This is a genomic window from Pseudonocardia terrae (genome assembly GCF_021343995.1).
Taxonomy (GTDB): domain Bacteria; phylum Actinomycetota; class Actinomycetes; order Mycobacteriales; family Pseudonocardiaceae; genus Pseudonocardia; species Pseudonocardia terrae.
This window is the reverse complement of record NZ_JAJTTE010000033.1, coordinates 61,373-85,443: the sequence shown is the minus strand read 5'-3', so window position 1 is coordinate 85,443 and position 24,071 is coordinate 61,373. Positions and strand designations below refer to the sequence as shown.

Sequence of the window (24,071 nt, the reverse complement as noted above, 5' to 3'; positions counted from 1 at the left end):
GTGGGGTTGGTGTAGTGGTTGGGTTGGGTAGGGGAGCGTCGTGCATCCGGTGAAGCCGCCGAGTGATCGAGTGGTGGAGGGTGTGCGAGTGAGAATGCAGGCATGAGTAGCGAATGCAGAGTGAGAATCTCTGCCGCCGGATGACCAAGGGTTCCTGGGCCAGGTTGTTCCGCCCAGGGTGAGCCGGGACCTAAGGCGAGGCCGACAGGCGTAGTCGATGGATAACGGGTTGATATTCCCGTGCTCGTGATAGTGCGTCCATGCTGAGGTCGTTGATGCTAACCATCCGAACCCGCCTTTGAGTCCTTCGGGACGAGGAGGAGTGGGGGAGCGTGGGATCCGATTCGGTAGTAGGCAAGCGATGGGGTGACGCAGGAGGGTAGCCTCGCCACGCGGTGGTTGTCGTGGTGTAAGCCTGTAGCCCGATCTCTAGGTAAATCCGGGGGTCTGCCTTTGATGGCGGGGGTGAGAGGTGATGCGTAGCCGATTGAGGCGAAGTAGGGTGATCCCATGCTGTCGAGAAAAGCCTCTAGTGAGTGCTGTTGCGGCCCGTACCCTAAACCGACACAGGTGGTCAGGTAGAGAATACCGAGGCGATCGAGTGAACTCTGGTTAAGGAACTCGGCAAAATACCTCCGTAACTTCGGGAGAAGGAGGGCCGGTGGCCTTGAAGCCCCGTTGCGGGCTAGGGGTGGCCGGTCGCAGAGACCAGGCCCAAGCGACTGTTTACTAAAAACACAGGTCCGTGCGAAGTCGCAAGACGATGTATACGGACTGACGCCTGCCCGGTGCTGGAACGTTAAGAGGACCTGTTAGCCGACTCGTCGGCGAAGCGGAGAATTTAAGCGCCAGTAAACGGCGGTGGTAACTATAACCATCCTAAGGTAGCGAAATTCCTTGTCGGGTAAGTTCCGACCTGCACGAATGGCGTAACGACTTGGGCGCTGTCTCGACCAGAGACTCGGCGAAATTGCACTACGAGTAAAGATGCTCGTTACGCGCGGCAGGACGGAAAGACCCCGGGACCTTTACTACAGCTTGGTATTGGTGCTCGGTTCGGCTTGTGTAGGATAGGTGGGAGACTGTGAAGCGGTCACGCTAGTGGTTGTGGAGTCGTTGTTGAAATACCACTCTGGTCGAATTGGGTGTCTGAACCTCGGGCCATGATCTGGTTCAGGGACAGTGCCTGGTGGGTAGTTTAACTGGGGCGGTTGCCTCCTAAAGGGTAACGGAGGCGCCCAAAGGTTCCCTCAGCCTGGTTGGCAATCAGGTGTTGAGTGTAAGTGCACAAGGGAGCTTGACTGTGAGACTGACGGGTCGAGCAGGGACGAAAGTCGGGACTAGTGATCCGGCACCTCCTGGTGGAAGGGGTGTCGCTCAACGGATAAAAGGTACCCCGGGGATAACAGGCTGATCTTGCCCAAGAGTCCATATCGACGGCATGGTTTGGCACCTCGATGTCGGCTCGTCGCATCCTGGGGCTGGAGTAGGTCCCAAGGGTTGGGCTGTTCGCCCATTAAAGCGGTACGCGAGCTGGGTTTAGAACGTCGTGAGACAGTTCGGTCCCTATCCGCCGCGCGCGTAGGAGACTTGCGGAAGGCTGTCCCTAGTACGAGAGGACCGGGACGGACGAACCTCTGGTGTGCCAGTTGTACCGCCAGGTGCATGGCTGGTTGGCTATGTTCGGAAGGGATAACCGCTGAAGGCATCTAAGCGGGAAGCTCGTTCCAAGATGAGGTCTCCCACCACCTTTGCGTGGGTAAGGCTCCCAGTAGACGACTGGGTTGATAGGCCAGAGATGGAAGCCCTGTGAGGGGTGGAGTTGACTGGTACTAATAGGCCGAGGGCTTGCCACAACATGTTGTTCGCATCCACTGTGTGACCCTGAGCACACGACCAGCAGTCCGGTTGGGCTGTGTGGTTGGTGGTCGACCCCGTCACCCCTCCCACGACTTCTGTCGGGGCGGGGTGGGGGATAGGTGAATAGTGTTGTCGGTGGTCATGGCGGAGGGGGAACGCCCGGTCCCATCCCGAACCCGGAAGCTAAGCCCTCCAGCGCCGATGGTACTGCACTCGCCAGGGTGTGGGAGAGTAGGTCGCCGCCGACATCAAACATCGAGAAGGCCCCGCAGCACTGCTGCGGGGCCTTCTTGCGTTTCCGCCTTCTCCAACATTCTGGAACCATAACGCGTCCAGAACGCCCGACCTGATGCGTTCTGGAACCATGACGCGACCAGAGCATCGGATTGAGCGCGTTATGGAGCCATAATGCGGCTCGGAGAGGGGGAGAGACGCATTATGGTTCCATAGCGCGGGGGTCAGGAGGTGGAGCCCACCGCGGCGGAGAGGGTGGCGTGCCCGTCGCGACGCAGGAGGGCGGCGAGGTCCCGGTTCACCTTCCGCGGCCACGTCCCGCCGCCATAGATGAAGCCCGTGTAGGACTGCACCAGCGAGGCGCCGGCGGTGATGCGGCGGTAGGCGTCCTCACCCGTGAAGATTCCGCCCACGGAGATGATGGTGCGGTCGGGGCCGAGCTTCGCTCGCAGCGTCCCCACGACAGCCTGTGCCGCCGTGGCCAGGGGAAGACCCGACAGCCCACCGGTCCCCAGCGCGTCGACCTCGGTGCGGGGTGTGCGGAGACCGTCGCGGGAGACGGTGGTGTTGGTGGCGACCACGCCGTCCAGCCCGAGGCGCACGGTCAGGTCCGCCACGGCGTCGACGTCCTCGGCGGCGAGGTCGGTCGTGATCTTCACGAGCAGAGGGACGGTGCGTCCGGGCACGGCGGACACGAGCTCCTCGCGCACGGCCTCGAGCAAGGGCGACAGCACGGCCACCTGCTGCATGTCGCGCAGGCCCGGCGTGTTGGGGGAGCTGACGTTGACGACCACGTAGTCCGCGTGCGGCGCGAGGACGCGCGCGCTGTGGCGATAGTCGTCGACGGCCTCCTCGGGCGTCGCGACCTTGCTCTTGCCGATGTTGATCCCCAGGACCGGCCGACCCTCCCGCGACAGGGCGGCCAGTCGTGCGGCGACGGCGTCGGCCCCGGAGTTGTTGAACCCCATGCGGTTCACGAGCGCCTTGTCCTCGGGGAGGCGGAAGAGCCGGGGCTTGGGGTTGCCCGGCTGCGGGCGTGCGGTGATCGTGCCGAGCTCGACGAAGCCGAAGCCGAGCCGGCCCAGCGCGACGGGCCCGCGGGCGTCCTTGTCGAAGCCCGCGGCCAGACCGAGCGGGTTGGGGAAGTCGACGCCGAACACCCGCGTCCGCAGCACCGGGTCGGACTCGGTCAGCAGGGCGCCGAGGCGCGGGCCGACGACCGAGGACCCGGCCACGCCCCGGATCGCCCCGAACGCGACACCGTGGATCGGCTCGGCGGGAATCCGCCGCAGGACGTGCCGGAACAGCAGGTCGTACATGCCCCCATCATCGCCCACCCGCCGGGCGCGGGCTTCCCAGGGACGCTCAGGGACGCGGTGGGCGGAGGGCGCCGAGCTGGTCGAGCATCCGCCGCTCGCGCTTGGTGGGCCGCCCCGTCCCGCGCTCGCGCACGGCGAACACCGGGCGGGCCTCCTTCGGCGGCGGGGGCGGCGTGTGGTCGAGGTAGCAGGCCTGCGCCTCGGGCGCCCCGACCCGCTTCTGGATCACCTTGGTGACCTCGACGATCCGCGTCTGCTCGTACACCCGCGCGCGGACCTCGTCGCCGGGGTGCACCGCGGTGGCGGGCTTGGCGGGGCGGTCGTTGACGCGCACGTGCCCGCCCCGGCAGGCGGCCGCGGCGTCGGACCGGGTCTTGGCCAGCCGGACCGACCAGAGCCAGCGGTCGAGGCGGGTGGACTCCATCCCTCCATCGTGACAGCACCGCGCGGCATAGATCCACCGCGCGCGGGGTTGCCCGGTGATGACGCAGGTGCGGGACCGGACGTGGCTCGTGGCGGTCGCGGCCGCGCTGTGGGGGACCGACGGCCTGCTGCGGGCGCCGCTCGCGGGCGCGCTCCCGGCCGCCACAGTGGTGTTCTGGGAGCACCTGATCGCCGTCGTCGTGCTGCTGCCGCTGGTCCCCGCGGCGGTACGGGCCTTCCGCGCCGCGTCGACGCGCGACCGCGTGGCACTGCTCGTGATCGGGGCGGGATCGTCGGCGTTGGCCACGGCGCTCTTCACCGCGGCGTTCGCCACCGGCGACGCCCTGACCCCGCTGGTGCTCCAGAAGCTCCAACCGCTCGTGGCCGTCGTCGCCGCGGCGGCCCTGCTCGGCGAGCGGGTGCGCGTGGGGTACTGGCTGTTCGCGGTGCCGGCCCTGGTCGGGGCCTGGCTGGTCGCCTTCCCCGATCCGTTCGCGGTGCAGGTGCGCGAGCTCGGGGCGGCCGGGCTCGCGATCGGCGCCGCGGTGCTGTGGGGCTTCGGCACGGTGCTCGGCCGGCTGGTCGGGGTGCGGACCGCGCCGCGCGACGTCACGGTGCTGCGCTTCCTGGTCGGGCTGCCGGCCGCGGCGACCATCGTCGCGGTGCAGGGCGCGCCGCTCGCCGTCACGCCCGGCCAGCTCGGCCCGCTGGCGCTGCTGGCACTGATCCCGGGCCTGCTCGCGCTCGTCCTCTACTACGTCGGGCTGCGCGACACCCCGGCCGCGCGGGCCACCCTCGCCGAGCTCGCCTTTCCCGCGACGGCCACGGTCCTCGGCATCGCGTTCCTCGGCGTCTCGCCCAGCCCGACGCAGTGGATCGGCCTGCTCGTCGTCGTGGTGACGATCACCGCGCTCGGCCTGCGGGAGCGCGGCGCGGAACCGGTGGTGCTGACGCGGACCGGATAGGGTGCGCGGCGTGGCGCGCGCCTTCGACCGGGTCGTGGTCGTCTTCAACCCGAACAGCACCGGGAACGCGCAGGAGCGCGCCGAGGAGCTCAAGTCGGGGCTCGCCGAGCGGGCCGCCGACCTGCCCGTCGAGCTGCGCCCCACCGAGTACGCCGGGCACGCGCGGGAGATCGCCCGCGAGGAGGCCGGGTCGGGCGCGCCGCTGGTCGTGTCGGTCAGCGGCGACGGCGGCTACAACGAGGTCGTCGACGGCCTGATGAAGGCCGGCGAGACCCGGGCCGCCGCCGCGGTGCTGGCGGCCGGCAACGCGAACGACCACCGCCGCGTCGTCGCCCGGCGGCCGCTGCTCGACGCGATCGTCGAGGGCCGGACCGAACGGCTCGACCTCCTGCGGCTCACCGTCGACGGCGACGTGCGGTACGCGCATTCCTACATCGGGCTCGGAATCACCCCGGTCGTCGCGCTGGAGCTCGAGCGCGGCGGCAAGGGCTCGTTCACGGAGGTCGTGACGACCGTGCGCGCCTTCTCCCGCTTCCACCCCTTCGCCATCGAGGTGGACGGCCGGCGCGAGACCTTCGACAGCCTCGTCTTCGCCAACATCCCCGAGATGGCGAAGTACGCCACGCTCGCCGAGGACGCCCGCCCGGACGACGGCGTCTTCGAGGTCGTGCTCGTCCGCCACCACTCGAAGCTGCGCACCGCCCTCACGGCGGTGAAGGCGGCGTTCCGTGGGCTCGGCCCCCAACCCAGCGTGCGCGAGTACGCCTTCGGCACGATCGACCCGATGCCGGCTCAGGTCGACGGCGAGGTCCTCGAGCTCGAGGCCGCCGCCCGGGTGCGGGTCGACATCGTGGCCGGCGCGCTCGCCACGGTCCGCTGATCCCGTTTGCCCGTGGGCCGGGGAGGTACGCCCGGAGTATGGAACGTGGCAGCAGCAAGCACAGCCCGCGTGTCGACGAGCAGGAGGCCGCCGAGGTCCAGGGCCGGATGGGCAACCACGGCGGGCACCGCGAGGAGTGGGCGGAGACCGAGCCGCGCGAGGGCGTCGAGAACCGGATCGAGCGGACGGAGCTCCCGCCCCGTCCGCTCGACGACGGCGAGTGACTAGTGGTTCCGGTCGTTAGTTCGTCGGGGGTCTGAGGTCCTGCCAGGCGTTGGGGTCGTCGAGGTAGAGGCCGCAGGCCAGGTCGAGGGCGTCTTGGCAGGTCCCGAAGGGCAGCCCGTTGGGGAAGAGCGATTCCTGGTAGTCGTCGTGGCTGGCCCGGTAGATCGCGACCTGCCAGTCATGGGCTGACCCGATGTAGCGCAACCGGCACAGCGGCAGGGTCGTGTGGGCGGTGGTGGCCTCGAGGTAGGTGAACACCCCGTGGTGGCGCATCCGCAGCTCGGTGATCTGGGGCCAGCGCTCCCGGGCGCGCGCGGCCAACCGGTGCCGCACGGAGTTCTTGGTCGACTCGGGGAAACGGGGCGCCACCGGCTCATGGTGGCAGCCCCGAGCGAGCTGTCCGGCCCGCAGGATCGTCCGCTTGCCGCACGCACGGGTTCGCACGGTGTGTCGCGGGGCGCCCAGCGGCGATCGGGAGCCGACAACGCGGGGATGCCGGTCGCCAGCCCGTTCGTCATCGTGCTCACCGCTGCCGAACAGGCCGTGCTGACCGCACGAGCCCGCAACGCACGCACCGAACACCGCGACCGGTTACGGGCCCGGATCGTGCTCGCGGCCGCCGGTGGCGCCTCGAACGCCGCGATCGCCGCGGAGCTGGGGGTCTGTGTCGACACCGCACGCAAGTGGCGTCGCCGCTTTGCGACCGGGCGGATCGAGGGGCTGACCGACCGGCCCCGCAGCGGGCGGCCGCGCATCTTCACCGCGGGGCCGACCGCCGCGCTCACCGCGCTGGCGTGCACGCTGCCGGCCGAGACCGGGATCCCGCTGGCGCGGTGGAGCAGCGCGGAGCTGGCCGGCGAGGCCGTCACTCGCGGTCTGGTCGAGTCGATCTCCGCGTCCACGGTGCGCCGCCGACTCGACGATGCCGCGATCAAACCCTGGCACCACCGCTCGTGGATCTTCCCCCGGGACCCCGACTTCGAGGCCAAGGCCGCCCGCGTGCTCGACCTCTACGCCCGCACCTGGGCCGGTGCCGCACTCGGCCCGGACGACTACGTGATCAGCGCCGACGAGAAATCCCAGCTCCAAGCCCTGCGGCGGCGCCACCCCGGCCGGCCCGCCGGGCCGGGCCACCCGCGCCGCGTCGAGTTCGAGTACCGCCGCGGCGGAACCCTGGCCTACTTCGCCGCCTACGACGTCCACCACGCCCGGGTCCTGGGCACCATCGCGCCGAAGACCGGCATCAAGCCCTTCACCGAACTGGTCGACCACGTGATGAGCCGCGAGCCCTACGCCTCCGCCCGCCGGGTGTTCTGGGTCGTCGACAATGGCTCCAGTCACGCCGGGCAGGCCTCGATCGACCGCATGACCGCGACCTGGCCGACCGCGACCCTGGTGCACCTACCCGTGCACGCGTCCTGGCTCAACCAGGTCGAGATCTACTTCTCGGTCCTGCAACGCAAAGCCATCACCCCGGTCGACTTCCCCGACCTCGACGCCCTCGCCGAGCGCATCCTGGCCTTCCAGGATCGCTACAACCAGACCGCAACCCCCTTCGACTGGACCTTCACCCGACACGACCTTCGCGCCCTACTCGACAAGATCAGCCACGAACAGCCCGCCGCACCCACCGCTGCCGCACGACCCCCGACGAACTAACGACCGAGACCACTAGCCCTCCGCGATCGCCTTGATCGCGGCGAGCCGGCGGTCCCACTCCTCCGCCAGGCCGGTCAGCCAGGCCGCGGCCGCGATCAGCCCGTCCGGCCGGGGGGACCAGCGGACCTCCCGGCCGTGCCGGCTGGACCGGACCAGCCCCGCGGCGTCGAGCACCCCGAGGTGCTGGACGACGGCCTGCCGGCTGATCGGCAGGTCGCGCGCCAGCACGGTCGCGCTCGCCTCCCCGCGCGCGAGCCGCTCGAGCAGCTCGCGGCGGGTGGGGTCGGCGAGCGCCGACAGGGCCTGACCACTCATGCGGGCACGGTCTCCAGGTAGCGCTGCAGCTCCGCGGTCTTGATCGCCCAGCCCTCGGTGTTCCCGCGGTGGTAGGCCGCGGCGTCGCCGGTGAGGCTCGCGAACCCGCTCTCCCTGACCCGGACGAGGGTCCCGTCCGCGATCTCGGTCAGGGTGAACTCGACGAGCGTCTCGTCCCCCGGTGCGGGCTCGGTCTCCCGGCTGCGCGCCCACCGGAAGCTGAACACCTCCGGTTCCTCGACGCGGTCGACCCGGGCGACGCTGGTGCCGTGGCCCTCGAAGCTGAGGGTCAGCCGGCCGCCCGGGCGCAGGTCGATCTCGGCCCCGGCGTCGCCGAACCAGCGGCCGAGGTGCTGCGCCTGCGTGATGACCTCCCAGACGCGGGCGCGGGCAGCGTTGACGGTGATCTCGCGGGTGATCGTGTCCATGGCTTCCTCCTCGGTTGATGTGCAAGCCTGAGGTTGCACCACATCGAAGTGCAAGTCAAGGATTGCAGGAGCAGGATGGGGGCATGGACACGCTGATCGAGCGCCTCCGCGCGGTGCAGGTCTCCTCGCTGTGCGACGCCGACAAGGGACTCGCCGTCGTCGACCCGACGATCCGCGCGATGGTCCCGGACGTCTCGTTCGCCGGGCCCGCGTTCACGTTGCTCGCCTACGACGACCACCTGCCGGTGCTCGTCGCTCTGCGCGAGGCCGAGCCCGGGTCGGTCCTGGTGGTGGCCACGAACTCGCTGCGCAAGGCGGTGTCGGGGGAGCTGTTCGCCACGGAGGCGCGCCGGCGCGGGATCGCCGCGATCGTGATCGACGGCTACTGCCGCGACGTCCGGGGGCTGCGCCGGATCGGGTTGCCGGTGCATGCGCGCGGCACCAACCCGATGTCCGGCACCACTCGCGACCCCGGCACCTTCGGGCGCGAGGTGCTGCTCGGGCGGGTGCGCGTTTCGTCCGGCGACATCGTGGTCGGGGACGACGACGGCATCGTCGTCGGCCCGCGGGAGCGCTTCGCCGCCGCGATCGACACCGCCGAGGAGATCGAGCGGGCCGAGAAGGCGCTGCTCGCGGGCATGGCGGCGGGCCGGGACCTGCACGGCATGACCACGGTCGACGAGCACCTCGCCGCCCTGACGAAGGAGCAGCCCAGCACCCTGGGCTTCACGGTCTGACAGCGAAACCCCGCGACTCGCGGGAGCCTCCACCCCGACTCGCGGAAGCTCACAGCGCGACTCGCGGGAGCTCGCAGCGCGACTCGCGGAACGGAGGCGCTCGTTTCCGCGAGTCGGGCTCTGGGCTCCCGCGAGTCGGGCTCTGGGCTCCCGCGAGTCGGGGTGTGGGCTTCGTCGGGTCGGGTCGGGTCGGGTCGGGGCTGCGTCGGCGTCAGGTGGAGAAGGTGATCTCCACGGAGCCGTGGGGGCCGAAGTCGGCGCGGACGGCGTCGCCCGCGGAGATCGCGGGCACCGGGGTGGTGGAGCCCGTCGTCACGATCTCGCCGGCCCGCAGGCCGGTCCCGAGGTGCGCGAGCTCCTCGGCCAGCCACACCAGCGCCGTCCGCGGGTCGCCCATCACCTCGGCGCCCGTCCCGGCGGCGGCCTTCTCACCGTTGATCCACAACGCTGTCCCCGCTGTGGACAACTCGATCCCCTGCCAGTCCGGGATCTCCGGGCCGAGCACGAACTGCCCGGCGCAGGCGACGTCGGCCAGCAGCAGCGAGCTGCCCGCCCGCGGGTAGTCCCGCAGCCGGGAGTCGGGCACCTCGATCGCCAGGTGCAGCGCCGCGACGGCGGCGAGCACCTCCTCCCGCGACGCCCCGACCGGCACGTCGGACGCCATCCGGAACGCGAACTCCGCCTCGACCACCCGCATGTGCAGGCCGCCGAAGGGCAGCACGTCGCCGGGTTCGAAGCGGAAGCGGTCGAACAACCGGCCCGGCAGCGGGGTGCCGATGCCGATGACGGCCTGGCTCGGTGCCGACGTCGCCGCGATCTTCCAGCCGTAGCCCGGGCCCGCCCGCTCGCCGATCCGCTGCTGGATCGCCCAGCCGGCCGCGTGGTCGTAGGGGCGCAGGTCCTCGGGGAGATCGTCGATCACGTCGCCGCCCGCCCACGCACGCCAGAGCAGATCGGCGGCGTGGTCGGCGGTCGTCAGGGCCTCGGCACTGAGGGGCATGATGTGATCGTCGCCTCACCGGCCCCCGGAACGCAATGCCGCGACGACCTCCTTCACCCGCGGGTCCGTCGCGAGCTCCTCGAGCGAGACCGGCAGCGGCAGCCGCCAGTTCGGGTACTCGTCGACGGTGCCGGGCAGGTTGGGCTGCCGGGTCTCGCCGACGACGTCGTAGGGCGAGGCGAGCACGAGCCGGCTGCGGCTGCGGGCCAGCAGCGCGTGCATCGCGACGACGATGCGGTCGTCGGAGGCGTCGGCCGGGTCGAGCACCCCCTCGGCGACGAGCAGGGCGACCAGCTCCTCGCGCTCGGCGGCGGCCTTGCGCTCCTCGGCGGCGACGTCGTCGAGCAGGCCGAGGTCGGCCCGGGCCCGGACGTGTTCGCCGGTCAGGAAGCCCACGGCCGTCGGCAGGTCGTGGGTCGAGATGGTCGCGACCGCCTCCTCCGGCCACTCGCCGGGCGGCATCAGCGCGTCATCGCGCTCGGGGTCGCGGGCGAACCAGAGCACGGTCGAGCCGAGCATGTTCCGGCTGTGCAGGGCCTCGGTGACCTCGGGTTCCACGGTGCCGAGGTCCTCTCCCACCACGGCCGCGCCGGCCCGGGAGGCCTCGAGGGTGAGGACGGCGAGCATCGCCTCGGCGTCGTAGTGCACGTACGTGCCGCGGTCGGGCGTGCGGCCCGGCGGCACCCACCAGAGCCGGAACAGCCCGGCGACGTGGTCTATCCGCAGTCCGTCGGCGTGGCTGAGCAGGGCGCGGAGCATGTCGCGGTAGGCCGCGTACCCGGTGTCGGCCAGCCGGTCGGGACGCCACGGCGGCAGCCCCCAGGCCTGCCCGCGCTGGTTGAAGGCGTCGGGCGGGGCGCCGACGGTCACGTCGAGGGCCAGGACGTCCTGCAGCGCCCACGCGTCGGCACCCTCCGGGTCGCACCCGACGGCGAGGTCGTGGATGACGCCGAGCACCATGCCCGCCTCGCGGGCCGCGGTGCGGACCCCGTCCAGCTGGTCGGCGAGCCGCTGCTGCACCCAGCCGTGGAACGCGACCCGCGGGGCGAGGTCGCGCCGCGCGCGGGCGACGGCGTCGGAGCCGGGATGGCGCAGCTCCTCGGGCCAGAGCGTGAACCGGCCGCCGTAGCGCTCGGCGAGGGCGCAGTACGTCGCGAAGTCGATGAGGTCGGGCCCCGGCTCGATCGGGTCGGGCCGCCCGGCCGACCGCCACAGCACCTCCAGCGCCGACCGCTTCGCCGCCCACACCCGGTCGTGCGCGATGCGGTCGCCGACGGTCTCCGGGCGCAGGGCGTCGACCTCGGCGCGGGTGGCCGCGTCGGCCGCGGCGTACTCGGCCAGGTCGGTGACCCGCAGCGCGAGCGGGGTCGCGAACCGCCGGCTCGACGGCGTGTACGGCGAGGGCTGCACGGGGGAGAGCGGGGTGATCGCGTGCAGCGGGTTGAGCAGGACCGCCGAGGCGCCCTGCTCGCCGGCGTGCGCGGTGAAGCGCCGCAGGTCGCCGAGGTCGCCGATGCCCCAGCTGGCGGCGGAGTGCAGGGCGTAGAGCTGCAGCATCCAGCCCCACGAGCGGGGGGTCGGCGGCAGCGCCGGCGGCGAGACGACGACGGTGACCTGCTGCTCCGCCGTCTCCAGCCGGTACCAGCCGGGTTCGAGCCCCGCGAGTACGCCCTCGACCTCACGGCGGCCGCCGTCCTCGTCGACCAGCACACCGGGCACCGGGAGCGGTCGGGAACGGTCGGCGCGCAGGCCGATCGTGCCGGGGAGCAGACCGCGCGCGGCCTGCTCGCGCGCCTCGTCCAGCGCCGCGGTGCGGGCGGCGGGGGTGCTCGCGTCGACCTCGAGCAGGCCGAGGACCTCGACGACCACCTCCTCGTCGACGGTGACCGGCCTGCGGTCGCCGTCGTCGTAGCCCGTTGCGACGCCGTGCGCCGCGGCCAACTCCGAGAGGTCCGGATCGATCGCCACGATGCGGAATCGTCCCGGATCGGGGCCGCCTCCGCCCGCCCGGATCCCCCGGACGCGCCGAGCCGGGTCGCCCGCGCCGACTGAATCGCGCTGAGCTGGGCCGATACCCGCCCGGGCGACACGCCGCGAACCGGTCGCCGAACAGGGTGAAGGGGCCTTCCGGTGCTACGGTCCTGCGACGAGTCCGGGCGGGCCCGCACGTCTCGCGCGGCCGTGGCGAGGGCACCGGTCGGGCCTCGACGAGATCGCGCGAGGAGAGCCGAATGAGCACGTGGGCCCTGGTCGTCATGGTCCTGCTCGTGCTGCTGGCCGCCGGGATCGTCCTGGTGGCGATGCGCCGCGGAGGCCGGGGCGGGGCGACCGCCGCCGGGACCGCCGCCCCGCCCGAGGCGGATCGGCCCGCGGGGCGGACGGTGGGAGACCTGGTCCGCGACCGGTCCGCCGGTACGCCCGCCGACCCCGAGCCGACCGAGCCCGGCGAACCCCCGGCGGCCGCCGCGCCGGTCGCCGAGGACCCGGCCGCGGCCGAGGACGCGCCCGCCGCGCCGGCCGAGCCGCCCGCCGAGGACCGGTCCGAGGAACCGCCCGCCGAGCACCAGATCGTGGCCGAGGAGGTCGACGCCGGCCCCGTCGGTCCTCCGTGGACGCGCGGTTTCGTCGACGGCGTGCCGGTCGAGGCGCCCCCGCGCATCCGGCCGCAGCGCCGGTCCGCGGTGGACCCGGCGCTGGTCGCCCGGGTCACCTCGGTCGCCCCGCCCACGCCCAGTCGCGACGAACGGCCGATGGCCCGCGGGATCGTCAGCCCGGCCGTCGCCGAGGCGGTGGCGCGGGTCGAGGCGTCGCGGAAGCGGAGGGGACCCGAGGCGCCGTCCGACGAGTCCGCCGTGCCCGCCCCGCGCGACGGCGGCGGTCAGCGCCCGATGCTCGCCGTCGTGCGCGGCGGGGCGGACGACGGGCGCGAGGTCCGCCGGCTGCGCACGGTGCCGACGATCACCGCGATGACCGCCGGCGCGGCCGCCGCCTCCCTCGCCGAGCCGGTGGTGGCGGGGCAGGTGGTCGAGGAGGCCGAGGAGCGCCCGGCCGAGCAGGCCGAGGAGCGACCGGTGGAGGTCGTGGACGAGGTCGAGGAATCCACCGGGACGGAGGACCCGGCCGACGGGCGCGAGGAGGCGCAGGCCGCGGAGGAGCCGGTCGCGGAGGAGCCGAGCGTCGAGGAGCCGGCCGCCGAGGCTGTCGACACGGTCCCGACAGCCACCGCTGTCCCCACCCCTGCGCCCGCGACCAGCCCCGACCCGGAGATCGACACCCCGGCTGCGGCGGCCGCGCCCGCGCCCGTCACGCTGAGGTCCGTGAGCCCGACGACGAGCGCCCCCGAGCCCGCCCCGCAGCCCGCCGGCACCGACACCGCCGTGGACGAGGCCCGCGCGGCCGAGCACGCCGCCGTCGACCTGGCCCTGCTGCGCACCCTCGGGTTCGCCGACCCCAACCCGCGCCCCGGCGCCGCCCCCGTCGTCGACCTCGCGGTCGTGCACGAGGAGGAGGAGCCGCTCGCGCCCGGGCAGGCCGTGCCCGTCCGGTTCCTGGTCGTGCAGCGCGACCGGCTCCCGGTGGGCGACGCCGCCGTCACGCTCCTCGACCCGCGCGGGCGTGAGACCGCCTCCGCGAGCGCCGACGTCGAGGGCCGCGGCGAGGTCACCGCACCCCGCCCGGGCGGGTACGTGCTGGTCGCGGCCGCGGACGGGCACCAGCCCGGGGTCGTCGCGCTGACCGTGCCCGACACCGAGTACGCCGTGGCGGAGGTCGAGGTGCAGCTCGTGCGCTCCTCGACGGTGGCCGGTGCGGTCCGGGACGTGCGGGGTTCGGGCGTCGCCCACGTCGCGGTCTCCCTGCTGCAGGACGGCGAGCTGGTCGCCACCACGATCACCTCGGCCGCGGGCGGCTACCGCTTCGGCGAGCTGGCCGCCGGCGAGTACACGATCGCGGTGGTCGCCGAGGGGCGGGAGCCGCGGATCGTGCCGGTCCGGGTGGGCGAGGAGGCCGACGCGGCGCAGGACGTCGTGCTGGCCGGGCCGGTCGCGCAGCCGTCCGCCGCCGGCGAGCACTGAGGGCTCGCCGATGCCGGTCGCGGAGGGGCGCCTCCCGGGCGTCCTCGGCGAGCTGTTCTGGCGGGCCTGGCTCCCGGACACCGAGGTCACCGGCGTCCTGCTCGTCAGCCACGGCCTGGGCGAACACTCCGGCCGCTACGACGCGCTCGCGCAGGCCCTCACCGCCGACGGCTGGGCGGTCTACGCCCCCGACCACGCCGGGCACGGGCTCTCCGAGGGCCGGCGGGTCGACGGCGGCCCCGCGAACTGGGTTCCCGACCTCGACCTCGTGCGCCGGCACGCGGCCGCCCGGCACCCCGGACGGCCGGTGATCCTGCTCGGGCACAGCATGGGCGGGCTGATCGCCCTGCGCTACGCGGCCGCTCACCAGGCGGCCCTCGCCGGCCTGGTCCTCTCCGCGCCCGCCCTGTCGAAGCAGGCCGTCCCCGGCCGGCTGGTCCCGCTGCTGACCGCCCTCGCCCGCGTGGCACCCGCCCTGCGGCCCGCGGGGATCGACGTCGCGGACCTCAGCAAGGACCCTGCGGTGGTCGCGGCGTACCGGGCCGATCCGCTCGTCCACCAGGGCCACCCGACACTGCGGCTCGGCTCCGCGATGTTCGACGCCATGGACGAGGCCCTCGCCACGGCGGCGGCGATCCGGCTACCGGTGCTGGTGCAGCACGGCGTCGACGACCGGATCACGACCGTCGAGACCTCGCGCGCGCTGGCCGTGGCCCTCGGCTCCGAGGACCTCACCGTCGAGTTCTACGAGGGCCTCTGGCACGAGATCTACAACGAGCCGGAGCGGGACCGGCCCGTCGCCGACCTCCGCGCCTGGCTCGCCGCGCACCGCTGACCCCGCGCCGGTCGCCCGGCTGACGGAACCGCGGTGCTCAGATCGGCAGCTCCTCGGCCGGGTTCATGTCGAAGGCGAGGTGGTCGACGATCGCGGTGAGCAGCGGCCGGCGGGGCAGGCCGAGGGACCGCAGCTCGTCGGCCATGGGATGCCCCGCGCCGAGGACGAGCGTGCCCGCCCCCGGGCCGACCCGGATCCCCCGCAGCCGGGCGCGGACGGGGCTGGCGAGCATCACGCCGTCGCGCGGGGCGAAGGCCGTGACCGCCCCGGGAACCGTGCCCGGCAGGGCGAAGGGCAGCGTGGAGAGGGCCGCGGTGAGCACGTGCCGGCCCTCGTGGGCGAGGTGCCCGGTGGCGCGCGAGCCGCGGATGTCGAGCTCGGCGGTCCCGAGCCACTTCGGCAGGCCCCACAGCGCGCGCCCGGCCTCCATCGTGAAGGTCTCGGTGACCGGCAGCTGGATGATGTGCACGCCGGTCCGGCCGCGGAACCGGACCGCGAGGGCGAGGGCCAGCTCGTCGTAGGTGCCGAGGTCGTTGACCCGGTAGTCGACCAGCCCGACGACGGCGACCGCCCACCCGGCCACGGCCAGCGGCTCCAGCCCGGTGCCCCGGAGCAGCGCCGCCGCGCGGGCCGCCCGGACGGGGTACGCGGCGCAGGCCGCGCCCGCGTCGCCGATGCGCACGGGGAAGGTCAGGTGCTTCCCCTGCACCTCCCAGCTGCCGTCGTCGAGCCTCGTCGCCATGACGGCATCCTGCCCGGTGGGAGGGGCCCCGGTGGCCGGTCGACGGGCCGCGTCCGGCCCGCGCGGGCCACGAATCGCCGCGGTCCCGGCGACCTGGCAGGCTGGTCCCCCAGGGGCGCCGGCCCCGACAGCGGAGGAGGGCTCGTGACGGTTCCGGACGGCCCCGGCGTCCGCCGCCTGCTCGCGACCGCCGATGAGTCGGACTCACCGCTCGGGGCTCCGGGGGAGTGGCCCGCCGAGCTGTCCTCGGCGGTCGACCTCATGCTCGCCTCGCCGCACCCGCTCGCCCTGTTCTGGGGCCCGCGGCACCACCTCGTCTACAACGACGCGTTCGCCGCCGTCCTGGCCGACCGGCACCCGCGGGCCTTCGGCCGGCCCGGCGCGGAGGTCTGGCCCGAGGTCTGGGACCACGTCGGCCCGGCGCTGCGGCACGTGCTCGACACCGGTCAGGCGGTGCAGCAGACCGACGACCGGCTGGTCGTGGACGGCTCCGACGGGCCGCGGGAGACCTTCTGGCGCTACGCGTTCAGCCCCGTCCGGGCCGCGGACGGGACGGTCACGGGCGTGTTCGACGTGATGTCGGAGAGCACGGCGCAGGTCGTCTCCGCCCGGCGCACCGCCCTGCTCGGCCGGCTGGCGCAGCTGGTCCGGGACGCGGGCCCGGCCGATCCGGCGGCCGCGCAGGTCGTCGCCGCGCTCGTGGACTCGCCGGACGTGCCGTTCGCGCTGATCGGCGGGGTGGGCGCGCCCGTGGCCGTCGGGGTGGACCCGACGCCCGGGCTGGTCGCGCTGCTGGACCGGGAGGGCCTGGTCACGCTGCCGTCCGGGGAGAAGGCGTGGGCCGCCCCGCTCAGCGGCGGGGTCCGGCTGCTGCTCGGCGCCACGCCCCTGCACCCGATCGACCGCGAGCACCGCGAGTTCCTCGCGCTCGTGGCCGGGCACGTCGACGCGGCGCTGGCAGCGGTGCGGGCGGCCGCGGAGGAGCGCGAACGCACCGGCAAGCTCGACAGTCGCGACCGCAGCCGCACCGAGTTCTTCACCGGCGTCAGCCACGAGTTCCGTACGCCGCTGGCGCTGATCATGGGTCCGCTCGAGCAGCTCCGCGGTGCGGACGACCCCCGGGTCCGGCACGACGCCGACGTCGCCCACCGCAGCGCGCAGCGGATGCTCAAGCTGGTCAACACCCTGCTGGACGTCTCGCGCCTGGAGGAGGGACACCCCGACGCCGGCTTCGCGCCCGTCGACCTCGGCACGCTCACCGGCGAGCTCGCAGCCCTCTTCCGCGCCCCGACCGAGCGCGCCGGGCTGCGGCTCGACATCGACTGCCCGCCGTCCGAGCGGCCCGTCTGGGTCGACCAGGACATGTGGGAGAAGATCGTCCTCAACCTGCTGAGCAACGCCCTGAAGTTCACCTTCGAGGGCGGCCTGCGGGTGAGCACGCGTCTCGAGGACGACCGGTTCGTGCTGCGGGTCGCCGACACCGGCACCGGTGTGCCGGCCGCCGAGCTGCCCCGGCTCTTCGACCGCTTCCACCGGGTGCGCGCCGCCCGGGCCCGGTCGCACGAGGGCAGCGGGATCGGGCTCGCGCTGGTCCGTCAGCTCGCCGAGGTGCACGGCGGCACGGTCGAGGCGGCCAGCACGGCGGGCGTCGGCAGCACCTTCACCGTGCGGCTGCCGCTCGGGTTCGTCCACCTGCCGGTCGAGAGCATCACCCTCGGGCGGCCCGCGACCACGCCGCACCCGCGTCCGGAGACCTTCGAGCCGTTCGTCGCCGAGGCGCTGCGCTGGACCCCGGCCCGCCCCGAGGACCGCGGGACGCCGCGGCTGCCGGAATCCGTGGACCCGCCGCAGGGCCGGGTGCTCGTGGTCGAGGACGACGTCGACATGCGCGAGCACCTGCACGGGCTGCTGAGCGAGAACTGGTCGGTGCACGCGGTGGCGAGCGGCACCGAGGCGCTCGACGTGGCCCGCTCCGACCCGCCGGACCTCGTCGTCGCGGACGTGATGATGCCCGAGCTCGACGGCATCGGGCTGCTCCGCGCGTTGCGCGCCGGCGCCCGCACGGCCGGTCTGCCCGTGGTGCTGCTGTCCGCGCGGGCCGGCGAGGAGGCCGCGGTCGAGGGCCTCGCCGCGGGGGCGGACGACTACCTCGTCAAGCCCTTCTCCGCGCGCGAGCTGCTGGCCCGCGTCGCCAACCACCTGCACCTGGGCCGGGTCCGGCGGGCCGCGGAGCACCGCTTCCGCGCCATGGCCAACTCCACGCCCGCGCTCATCTGGGTCGACGACGCCGGCGGCCACCGGGTGTTCGTCAACCGCGGTTGGCTGGACTTCACCGGCGCGCGCGAGGCCGTCGGCGAGCTCGGGCTCGACTGGCGCGAGCGCATCCACCCGGACGACCGCGAGCGCTACCGCTCGGTCGTCGAGGCGGCCACCCGGACCGGCGCGCCGTTCGAGGTGGAGTACCGGCTGCGCGGCGGCGACGGCCGGTTCCGCTGGGTGCTCGACCGCGGTGCCCCCGTGGGCGCGACCGCCGGCACGGACGGCGGGCCCGCCGGTCGCCGGGTCGGGTACGTCGGCGGCTGCCTCGACATCGACGCCCGGCACACCGAGCAGCGCCGCCACCAGCTCTACGCCGCGGTCGGCGACGCCCTGGACCGGGAGATCAGCCAGTCCGCGCGGCTCGAGGCGTTCGCCCGGATCGTGGTCGACGAGCGCCTGGGCGACATCGTGCGCGTGTTCACCGACGACGGCGCGGGCCCGGCCATGCGGATCGTCGCGGCCACCGACCCGGACGTCGAGCGGGAGCTCCGCACGCTCCCCGGCCTGCCGGTGCTGTGGGAGCTCGCCGACGTCGAGGAGCCGGTCCTGCTCCCGCCCGAGAAGCTCGCGGCCGCGTTCGCCGCGACCCCGCCCGAGGCGCAGGAGGTGTGGCGGCGGTCGGGGGCGCACTCGGCGTTGCTCGTCCCGCTGCGCGCCCGCGGCGGCATGCTGGGCATGTTCGCCGTCGCGCGCACGGGCGCCTCGCCGGTGCTCGACGAGTCCGACGTCGCGTTGTTCGCCGAGATCGCGCGGCGGGCGGCGGTCGCGGTGGACAACGCGCGGCTGCTGGAGCAGGAGCGCGCCAGCAGCACCCGGCTGGGGCTGCTGCACCGCGCGACCGCCGAGATGTCCGCGGCCGCGACCCCCACGGAGGTCGCCCGGACGGCCACCAGCCACCTGGTGGCCCTCCTCGGGTCCGCGGTGGCCGGCGTGTGGCAGACCCGCGGCGAGGACCTGCAGCTCCTGGCCCTCCAGGGCTGGGAGGGCGAACTGCCCGCCGAGCTCACCACGGTCTCCCTCACCGGCGACCATCCGGCCCGGACGGCCCTGCGAACCCGCCACGCCCTCTGGTTCGAGGACGCCGGGGGACTGCGCGACGAGCACGCCCCCGCCGCGGAGTGGCTGGCCGCCTTCGGGATCGAGGCCGCCTTCTGGGTGCCGCTCGTGGCGGGCGACCGCGACCTGGGCATGATCGCCGTCGGGTTCACGGGGCCGCGGGCCCTCACGGCCAGCGACCGCGAGGCGACGCTCGCCGTGGCGGAGCTGGCGGCGCAGGCGTTGGACCGGTCCCTGCTGCTGGTCGCCGAGACCGAGGGCCGCCGGCTCGCCGAGCGGCTCGGGGCCGTGGCCACGGCCCTCTCCCGTGCCACCGACCTGGAGTCGGTGGCCGACGTGATCCTCGCCCACGCGCGCTCGGCGCTCGGCGCCGAGGCCGTCGTCGTGCTGCTGGTCGACGACGAGGGCCTCCTGCACACCCTCGCCGCCGACGGTTGGTCGACCGACGGCCGGATCGTCGAGCACGGCCTGCGCGTGACCTCCGACCACCCGCTCGGCCAGGTGGTCCGCTCGGCAGAGCCGATCTGGGCCGCCGGGGGCCTGCCCGGGCCGTACCCGGTGCGCACCGCCGTTCCGCTGCTGGTCGCGGGCCGGGCGATCGGCGTGATCGGGCTCGGCTTCGGCCGCGACCCGGCCTTCGGGCCGGACGAGCGCGGGCTGGTGCTCACCCTGGCCAGCCAGTGCGCCCAGGCCGTGCAGCGGGCGCGGCTGCACCAGGCCGAGCACGAGGTCGCGGTGACCTTGCAGCGCAGCCTGCTGCCCCAGGAGCTGCCGCAGCTCGACCGGCTCGCCGTCGCCACCCGGTACAACCCGGGGACCGAGGGCACCGAGGCGGGCGGCGACTGGTTCGACGTGCTCGACCTCGCCGACGGGCGGGTGGCGCTGGTGGTCGGCGACGTCGTCGGGCGCGGTCCGTCGGCGGCCGCCGTGATGGGCCAGCTGCGCAGCGCGCTCGCCGCGAACCTGGTCAACGGCCAGCCCCCGGCCACCGCGTTGGAGCAGCTCGACCTCTTCGCCCGCCGGGTCACCGGGGCACGGGCCAGCACCGTCGCCTGCGCGGTCGTCGACACGGCCTCGGGCGTGCTGCGCTACGCGTGCGCCGGGCACCCCGCGCCGCTGGTCGCCGGGCCGGACGGGGTCCGCCTGCTCGACGGCGGCCGGGGCACACCGCTCGGCGTCGCGGGCCGGCCGCCGTTCGCGGAGGCCGAGGGCCGGATCGAGCCGGGCGAGACGATCCTGCTCTGCTCGGACGGGCTCTTCGAGCGGCGCACCGAGGTGATCGACGACGGCATGGAGCGGCTGGCCGAGACGTTCGGCGCGCTCGCCGCGCACCGGCCGTCGGACGTCATCGACGTGCTGCTCGAGCGGATGCTCGACGCGGAGGGCGCTCCGGACGACACGGTCGTGGTGCTGGCCCGCCGGGTGCCCGAGCCGCTGACCCGGTCGATGCCGGCCGACGCCGAGTGCCTGGCCCCGATGCGCCGGGCGATCGCGGAGTGGGCCGCGCGCTGCGGGCTCGGCGAGGACGGCACCACCGACCTGCAGCTCGCCGTCGGGGAGGCGGTGACCAACGCCGTCGAGCACGCCTACACCTCCGGCGGGGACCCGGGTGCCGACGCGGTCGAGCTCACCCTGGAGCTGCGGCCCGAGGGCCCGGTCGCGGTCCGGGTCGTCGACCACGGGCTCTGGCGGCCGCCGCCGGCCGACCCGGGCTACCGCGGGCGTGGCCTCGCGCTGATCCGCGAGCTGGCCGAGGAGGTCGAGGTCCTCCCGGCCGACGACGGCACCGAGGTCTGGTTCCGGCTGCCGGCGCTGCCCGTGGAGGTGGTCCCGCGGCTGCCCGGTGGCGCGGCCGACCGGCCCGCCGGGGCGGCCCCGGTCGACGGGGGCCCGGCCGTCACCCGGCTGCGCCGGTGGGCGGACCGGCACACGGTGCGCGTGCACGTGGACGGCGACCTCGATCTGGCCGGTGTCGCGGCGGTGCGCTCGGACCTGCTCGCCGAGCTCGACGGCGGCGGGCCGCTCACGCTCACCCTGGCCGCGGACTCGTACGTCTCCAGCTCGGGGATCGCGCTGCTCTCCGAGCTCGCCCAGCGCGCGCGGGCCGGCGGCACGGAGTTGAGCGTGGTCACACCCTCGGACAGCCCGGCGCGCCGGATCCTGGTCCTCGCCGGGCTGGACACCCTGATCGGCGTGGTGCCGGACGCCTGAGCAGGGCGTGACCGGACATTCGATCCGCTGGTCCGGGCACTGGGAGCGATTTCCGTGCCGGGCCCGCGGTGTGCTGGAATCACCGTGTGATGCCCGCGTGGAACCTCGGCCCGATCTGGGAGAGTCGCCGCGGGCACGTGTTCGACGAGTGCTGTCAGAGACGTCGCAGCTCGAGCTGACCCAGGCCCCCCGCTCGCGTCGTCCCCTCCTTGGAGTACCCGTGCTCGCGCACGCCCCTGCCGCTCGTCCCCGTGCCCTGCGTCCCACCGCTCCCACCCCGCTCGACCTGTCCGACCTCACCGACCTGACCCGCCGGTACGCCGAGGAGGTCCGCCTCGGCCGGCACGCGGTGCACGTCGATCCCGTGCACCGCTGGTCCCGCCGCCTGCACTCCGACGACGTCGTGGACGTCTGGCTGATCAGCTGGGCCCAGGAGCAGATCGCGGAGCTGCACGACCACGCCGGCTCGCTCGGCGCGCTCACCGTGGTCTCCGGCGACCTGGTCGAGCAGCGCTGGGTCGCCGGCCAGGGGCTGCGCGCCCGTACGCTGCGGGCGGGGCGCGGCGCCGCCTTCCCGCTCGGCCACGTGCACGACGTCGCCAACCACCTCGAGGCGCCCGCGGTCAGCGTGCACGCCTACTCGCCGCCGCTGACCGCGATGAGCTACTACGAGGTGACGTCCGGTCCGGACGGGGAGTTCCTGCGCCGCACCCGCACCGAGCTGACGGACGAACCGGAGAAGGTGGGGGCATGAGCCGCTCGATCGCCGACGTGCTGGCCGAGGCGCGGGCCCGGCTGAAGCGCGTGGACCCGCAGGAGGCCGCCGGGCTCCTGGAGCGCGGCGCGCGCCTGGTCGACACCCGCCCGCAGTGGCAGCGCGACGAGGAGGGCTCCTTCGCCGACGCGCTGGTGATCGAGCGCAACCACCTGGAGTGGCGGCTCGACCCGGCTTCCGGCGCCCGCATCCCCGAGGCCGTCGACCACGACGTGACCTGGATCGTGGCCTGCTCCGAGGGCTACAGCTCCAGCCTCGCCGCCGCCTCCCTGCAGGACCTGGGCCTGCACAACGCCACCGACCTCGACGGCGGGTTCCGGGCGTGGAAGGCGGCGGGCCTCCCCACCGCCTGACGCCCGAGGGCCGCCGCAGCGGTCAGTCGGCGAGGGCGGCGTAGGTGTCGCGGAGCTCCCGCTTGAGGATCTTGCCGCTCGGGTTCTTGGGCAGCTCGTCGACGACCACCACGTACTTGGGCGCCTTGAACCCGGCCAGGCGCTCGCGGGTGTGGGCGACGATCTCCGCCGGCTCCGCGGAGGCGCCCTCGCGCAGCACGACCGCGGCGGCCACGGCCTCGATCCACTCCGGGTGCTTCACCCCGAACACCGCGACCTCGCTGACGGCGGGGTGCTCGTAGATGGCGTCCTCGACCTCGCGGCTGGCGACGTTCTCGCCGCCGGTGATGATGATATCCTTCTTGCGGTCGACGATCGTGAGGTAGCCGTCGGCGTCCATCACGCCGAGGTCACCGCTGTGGAACCAGCCGTTGCGGAAGGCCTCCGCGGTCGCCTCCGGCTTGCCCCAGTACCCGCGCATCGCGTGCGGGGTGCGGTGCACGATCTCGCCGACCTGCCCGACGGGGACCGGGTTGTCCCCGTCGTCGTGCAGCCGGGTCTCCACGTTGAGGCTCGCCCGCCCGGCCGTCCCCGCCTTGGCGATCTGCTCCTCGGGGAACAGCACGGTCGCGTTGGGCGCCAGCTCGGTCTGGCCGTAGTAGTTGAACAGCCTGATCGCGGGCAGCCGCTCGCCGAGCTCCGTGAGCACGGCCACGGGCATGATCGCCGCGCCGTAGTAGCCCTTCCGCAGCGAGCCCAGGTCGTACCGGTCGAAGTCGGGGGAGCGCAGCAGACGGATCCACACCGTCGGCGGGCAGAACATCTTGGTGATCTTCTCGGCCTCGACGGTGCGCAGGATCGTCTCCGGGTCCGGGGAGTCGACGATCACGCTGGTCGCGCCCAGGTAGACGTCCGGCGTGAGGAAGTCGTGCAGTGCCGCGCAGTGGTAGAGCGGCAGGGCGTGCAGCTCGACGTCGTCGCGGTGGTACTCGCCGTCGACGATGTCGCTCACGTACTGGGCGGTCAGGTTGCGGCTCGTCATGATCGCGCCCTTGGGGGCCGAGGTGGTGCCGCTGGTGTAGAGCAGCTGGACCGGGTCGTCGTCGCCGATCTCGACGTCGGGCTCGGTGGCGTCGGGGTGCGCGAGCAGCTCGTCGAAGGACACCCAGCCCTCCCGCGCCCCGACCACGACCTGCAGCTCGACCGGGACGCCGGCCTCCTCGAACGTCGGCGCGAGCCGCTCGGAGACGATCGCCGCCCGGGCCCCGCTGTCCTCGAGCGCATAGCGCACCTCGCCCGCGGTGAAGTTGAAGTTCACCGGCACGGAGATCGCGCCGATCCGGGCAAGCGCGAAGTAGGCGACGACGAAGGCGTACGAGTTGTGCGACAGGATCGCGACCCGGCGGTTCCGCCGCACACCCTGCGCCACCAGGGCGTTCGCCACCCGGTTGACGTCGGCGTCGAGCTCGGCGAAGGTGCGCCGGGTGTCGCGGTGGACCACGGCGAGCTTGCCCGGGTACTTCTTCGCCGTGCGGGCCAGGAGCGCCCCGATGCTCTGCCGTCGCGCCCGCGCGATCTCCGCGGTGTAGGGCGGCAGGTAGCGGTCCAGGTCGTCGTCGGTCATGCGCGGGGCCTCCTCGTCGAGCCGTTCGGCGATCAGTAGACCCCGGTACGGGCCCCGCC

The 24,071-nt window shown here is 73.8% G+C and carries 19 protein-coding genes and 2 rRNA genes; 12 read left to right on the top strand and 9 right to left on the bottom strand.

Annotated elements, in window-relative coordinates; translation table 11 throughout:
- Together LWC33_RS21740 and rrf are read left to right on the top strand one after the other, a co-directional pair.
- Window positions 1-1,856 (top strand): 23S ribosomal RNA (locus LWC33_RS21740); the annotation flags it as partial.
- Window positions 1,857-1,991: 135 nt separating this feature from the next.
- Window positions 1,992-2,108: ribosomal RNA gene (gene rrf, locus LWC33_RS21735) — 5S ribosomal RNA — on the top strand.
- Window positions 2,109-2,318: 210 nt separating this feature from the next.
- Here rrf and LWC33_RS21730 read toward each other — a convergent pair.
- Both LWC33_RS21730 and LWC33_RS21725 read right to left on the bottom strand, forming a co-directional pair.
- Window positions 2,319-3,413: a quinone-dependent dihydroorotate dehydrogenase gene (locus LWC33_RS21730; RefSeq protein WP_233306267.1), complete on the bottom strand. Its 1,095-nt coding sequence runs from the start codon at window positions 3,411-3,413 to the stop codon at window positions 2,319-2,321.
- 46 nt (window positions 3,414-3,459) lie between these two features.
- On the bottom strand, window positions 3,460-3,837 hold the full coding sequence (locus tag LWC33_RS21725) for an RNA-binding S4 domain-containing protein (protein WP_233306266.1): 378 nt from the start codon (window positions 3,835-3,837) through the stop codon (window positions 3,460-3,462).
- Window positions 3,838-3,895: 58 nt separating this feature from the next.
- On the opposite strand from LWC33_RS21725, the gene LWC33_RS21720 reads away from it, so the two are divergent.
- The 3 genes from LWC33_RS21720 to LWC33_RS21710 are packed head-to-tail and all read left to right on the top strand — an operon-like array spanning window position 3,896 to window position 5,905.
- Window positions 3,896-4,801, top strand: coding sequence for a DMT family transporter (locus LWC33_RS21720; RefSeq protein WP_233306265.1), 906 nt, complete (start codon window positions 3,896-3,898; stop codon window positions 4,799-4,801).
- Window positions 4,802-4,811: 10 nt separating this feature from the next.
- Complete coding sequence (locus LWC33_RS36190; protein ID WP_233306264.1) at window positions 4,812-5,681, top strand: diacylglycerol/lipid kinase family protein; 870 nt, start codon at window positions 4,812-4,814, stop codon at window positions 5,679-5,681.
- A gap of 38 nt (window positions 5,682-5,719) precedes the next feature.
- Window positions 5,720-5,905: a hypothetical protein gene (locus tag LWC33_RS21710; protein ID WP_233306263.1), complete on the top strand. Its 186-nt coding sequence runs from the start codon at window positions 5,720-5,722 to the stop codon at window positions 5,903-5,905.
- Window positions 5,906-5,921: 16 nt separating this feature from the next.
- On the opposite strand, the gene LWC33_RS21705 is transcribed toward LWC33_RS21710, so the two are convergent.
- Window positions 5,922-6,275, bottom strand: a complete 354-nt coding sequence (locus tag LWC33_RS21705) for a hypothetical protein (RefSeq protein ID WP_233306262.1) — start codon at window positions 6,273-6,275, stop codon at window positions 5,922-5,924.
- 123 nt (window positions 6,276-6,398) lie between these two features.
- Here LWC33_RS21705 and LWC33_RS21700 point away from each other — a divergent pair, with 123 nt between their 5' ends.
- Window positions 6,399-7,565 (top strand): IS630 family transposase, encoded by a 1,167-nt coding sequence (locus LWC33_RS21700; protein WP_233306261.1) that lies wholly within the window; start codon window positions 6,399-6,401, stop codon window positions 7,563-7,565.
- Window positions 7,566-7,577: 12 nt separating this feature from the next.
- Here the strand turns inward: LWC33_RS21700 and LWC33_RS21695 are convergent, their stop codons facing one another.
- Entirely contained in the window at window positions 7,578-7,880 is a 303-nt protein-coding gene (locus LWC33_RS21695) for an ArsR/SmtB family transcription factor (RefSeq protein WP_233306260.1), read from the bottom strand.
- Window positions 7,877-8,308 (bottom strand): SRPBCC domain-containing protein, encoded by a 432-nt coding sequence (locus LWC33_RS21690; RefSeq protein ID WP_233306259.1) that lies wholly within the window; start codon window positions 8,306-8,308, stop codon window positions 7,877-7,879. Before LWC33_RS21690 ends, LWC33_RS21695 begins: the two co-directional genes overlap by 4 nt.
- A gap of 83 nt (window positions 8,309-8,391) precedes the next feature.
- On the opposite strand from LWC33_RS21690, the gene LWC33_RS21685 reads away from it, so the two are divergent.
- Window positions 8,392-9,045, top strand: a complete 654-nt coding sequence (locus tag LWC33_RS21685; protein WP_233306258.1) for an RraA family protein — start codon at window positions 8,392-8,394, stop codon at window positions 9,043-9,045.
- Window positions 9,046-9,256: 211 nt separating this feature from the next.
- Here the strand turns inward: LWC33_RS21685 and LWC33_RS21680 are convergent, their stop codons facing one another.
- Both LWC33_RS21680 and malQ read right to left on the bottom strand, forming a co-directional pair.
- Window positions 9,257-10,045, bottom strand: a complete 789-nt coding sequence (locus tag LWC33_RS21680) for a 2-keto-4-pentenoate hydratase (RefSeq protein WP_233306257.1) — start codon at window positions 10,043-10,045, stop codon at window positions 9,257-9,259.
- Between the two features lie 15 nt (window positions 10,046-10,060).
- On the bottom strand, window positions 10,061-12,007 hold the full coding sequence (gene malQ, locus LWC33_RS21675) for a 4-alpha-glucanotransferase (protein ID WP_233306272.1): 1,947 nt from the start codon (window positions 12,005-12,007) through the stop codon (window positions 10,061-10,063).
- Between the two features lie 269 nt (window positions 12,008-12,276).
- On the opposite strand from malQ, the gene LWC33_RS35650 reads away from it, so the two are divergent.
- Window positions 12,277-14,118, top strand: a complete 1,842-nt coding sequence (locus tag LWC33_RS35650; protein ID WP_305080884.1) for a carboxypeptidase regulatory-like domain-containing protein — start codon at window positions 12,277-12,279, stop codon at window positions 14,116-14,118.
- A 10-nt stretch (window positions 14,119-14,128) separates the two neighbouring features.
- Complete coding sequence (locus LWC33_RS21660) at window positions 14,129-14,953, top strand: alpha/beta hydrolase (protein WP_233306256.1); 825 nt, start codon at window positions 14,129-14,131, stop codon at window positions 14,951-14,953.
- Window positions 14,954-14,990: 37 nt separating this feature from the next.
- Here LWC33_RS21660 and LWC33_RS21655 read toward each other — a convergent pair whose 3' ends face one another.
- On the bottom strand, window positions 14,991-15,695 hold the full coding sequence (locus LWC33_RS21655; protein ID WP_233306255.1) for an acetoacetate decarboxylase family protein: 705 nt from the start codon (window positions 15,693-15,695) through the stop codon (window positions 14,991-14,993).
- Between the two features lie 144 nt (window positions 15,696-15,839).
- On the opposite strand from LWC33_RS21655, the gene LWC33_RS21650 reads away from it, so the two are divergent.
- The 3 genes from LWC33_RS21650 (at window position 15,840) to LWC33_RS21640 (ending at window position 22,409) form a co-directional block, all read left to right on the top strand.
- Window positions 15,840-21,281, top strand: coding sequence for a SpoIIE family protein phosphatase (locus LWC33_RS21650; RefSeq protein WP_233306254.1), 5,442 nt, complete (start codon window positions 15,840-15,842; stop codon window positions 21,279-21,281).
- A gap of 220 nt (window positions 21,282-21,501) precedes the next feature.
- Window positions 21,502-22,035 carry a cysteine dioxygenase gene (locus LWC33_RS21645; protein ID WP_233306253.1) on the top strand — a complete coding sequence of 178 codons (534 nt, stop codon included), beginning with the start codon at window positions 21,502-21,504 and terminating at the stop codon, window positions 22,033-22,035.
- Window positions 22,032-22,409, top strand: coding sequence for a rhodanese-like domain-containing protein (locus tag LWC33_RS21640; protein WP_233306252.1), 378 nt, complete (start codon window positions 22,032-22,034; stop codon window positions 22,407-22,409). Before LWC33_RS21645 ends, LWC33_RS21640 begins: the two co-directional genes overlap by 4 nt.
- A 22-nt stretch (window positions 22,410-22,431) precedes the next feature.
- Here LWC33_RS21640 and LWC33_RS21635 read toward each other — a convergent pair whose 3' ends face one another.
- Window positions 22,432-24,012 (bottom strand): fatty acyl-CoA synthetase, encoded by a 1,581-nt coding sequence (locus LWC33_RS21635; RefSeq protein WP_233306251.1) that lies wholly within the window; start codon window positions 24,010-24,012, stop codon window positions 22,432-22,434.
- Between the last annotated feature and the right edge of the window lie 59 nt (window positions 24,013-24,071).

Bases quoted from the DNA above. Each gene is read 5' to 3' on its own strand.
- LWC33_RS21725 (WP_233306266.1), bottom strand. From the start codon at position 3,837: ATGGAGTCCACCCGCCTCGACCGCTGGCTCTGGTCGGTCCGGCTGGCC.
- LWC33_RS21680 (WP_233306257.1), bottom strand. From the start codon at position 10,045: ATGCCCCTCAGTGCCGAGGCCCTGACGACCGCCGACCACGCCGCCGAT.
- LWC33_RS21700 (WP_233306261.1), top strand. From the start codon at position 6,399: ATGCCGGTCGCCAGCCCGTTCGTCATCGTGCTCACCGCTGCCGAACAG.
- LWC33_RS21720 (WP_233306265.1), top strand. From the start codon at position 3,896: ATGACGCAGGTGCGGGACCGGACGTGGCTCGTGGCGGTCGCGGCCGCG.
- LWC33_RS21695 (WP_233306260.1), bottom strand. From the start codon at position 7,880: ATGAGTGGTCAGGCCCTGTCGGCGCTCGCCGACCCCACCCGCCGCGAG.
- LWC33_RS21640 (WP_233306252.1), top strand. From the start codon at position 22,032: ATGAGCCGCTCGATCGCCGACGTGCTGGCCGAGGCGCGGGCCCGGCTG.
- LWC33_RS35650 (WP_305080884.1), top strand. From the start codon at position 12,277: ATGAGCACGTGGGCCCTGGTCGTCATGGTCCTGCTCGTGCTGCTGGCC.
- LWC33_RS21685 (WP_233306258.1), top strand. From the start codon at position 8,392: ATGGACACGCTGATCGAGCGCCTCCGCGCGGTGCAGGTCTCCTCGCTG.
- LWC33_RS21690 (WP_233306259.1), bottom strand. From the start codon at position 8,308: ATGGACACGATCACCCGCGAGATCACCGTCAACGCTGCCCGCGCCCGC.
- LWC33_RS21730 (WP_233306267.1), bottom strand. From the start codon at position 3,413: ATGTACGACCTGCTGTTCCGGCACGTCCTGCGGCGGATTCCCGCCGAG.
- LWC33_RS21660 (WP_233306256.1), top strand. From the start codon at position 14,129: ATGCCGGTCGCGGAGGGGCGCCTCCCGGGCGTCCTCGGCGAGCTGTTC.
- LWC33_RS21635 (WP_233306251.1), bottom strand. From the start codon at position 24,012: ATGACCGACGACGACCTGGACCGCTACCTGCCGCCCTACACCGCGGAG.
- LWC33_RS21655 (WP_233306255.1), bottom strand. From the start codon at position 15,695: ATGGCGACGAGGCTCGACGACGGCAGCTGGGAGGTGCAGGGGAAGCAC.
- LWC33_RS21710 (WP_233306263.1), top strand. From the start codon at position 5,720: ATGGAACGTGGCAGCAGCAAGCACAGCCCGCGTGTCGACGAGCAGGAG.